The 783-nt window shown below is 42.0% G+C and carries 1 protein-coding gene; it reads right to left on the bottom strand.

Going from position 1 to position 783, the window contains the following annotated elements:
• Positions 1-65: 65 nt before the first annotated feature.
• The coding region (locus ESZ26_RS19090) for an RNA-guided endonuclease InsQ/TnpB family protein (protein WP_146829452.1) at positions 66-783 on the bottom strand (718 nt) is incomplete at its 5' end.

Genomic DNA, 783 nt, shown 5'->3' with positions numbered 1-783 from the left:
TGTGAACTACCCACCGACGCCGCTTCGCGTCGATCAATGGGCTTCTGCAATCTAGTTTTAGACGACTAGGCTGCTTCTTTTTTCTCAGTTCCCACATCAAACGTTGATAACTCAAAGACTTTCGTTTTAATAGATGATTTCTTCTGAAATTTGGGTATTACCCTGGCGACTATCCCAGCCACCATTAAATCTTTTTCGCCTGTGATTGCAACGCAAACTGCTGCAGAATAGTCTCTGCATTGAACGGTGCCACAATTATCACAAGTGAATGAACGCGTGTTTAAGTCGAATTTATGAATGCGCTGGCACTCACAACAAATGCCGGAAGATTTCACGAACCGACCAATTTCATGGTAAATGCCACCATTCAATTCAACCTTATATTTGGTCAGCGAAGTTATCATTCCCATCACGTTTTCGTTGACCATCGCGCCATTAAATTGCTGCATTCCTTTCACATGTAAATCTTCAAACACGACAATATCACTGGCCTTGGCTATCGTACAGGATACTTCGTGGGCAAACGCTAAGCGTTGGCGAGAGATTTTTACGTGTAATTTATTCAGTCTGTTTTTTGCTTTATGCCAGCGACTAGAGCCCTTCTTTCTACGACTCAACTGGACTTGAATCTGCTTAAGTTTTATTGATGAACCTTTAAACGCTTTTGGGTTTTTTACGTACCAACCATTTGAACCAACAACCGTGTGCTGGCTGTTGATATCGTAACCAACAATTGAGGATAATAGCTGCTTAGCTGCCTTACATTCAACTTCTTGAGTGAGT

It is taken from the genome of Colwellia hornerae, from assembly GCF_007954355.1.
Classification (GTDB): Bacteria; Pseudomonadota; Gammaproteobacteria; order Enterobacterales; family Alteromonadaceae; genus Colwellia_A; species Colwellia_A hornerae.
The sequence above is the reverse complement of the archived record's forward strand: the minus strand, read 5'-3'. Positions and strand labels throughout refer to the sequence as shown.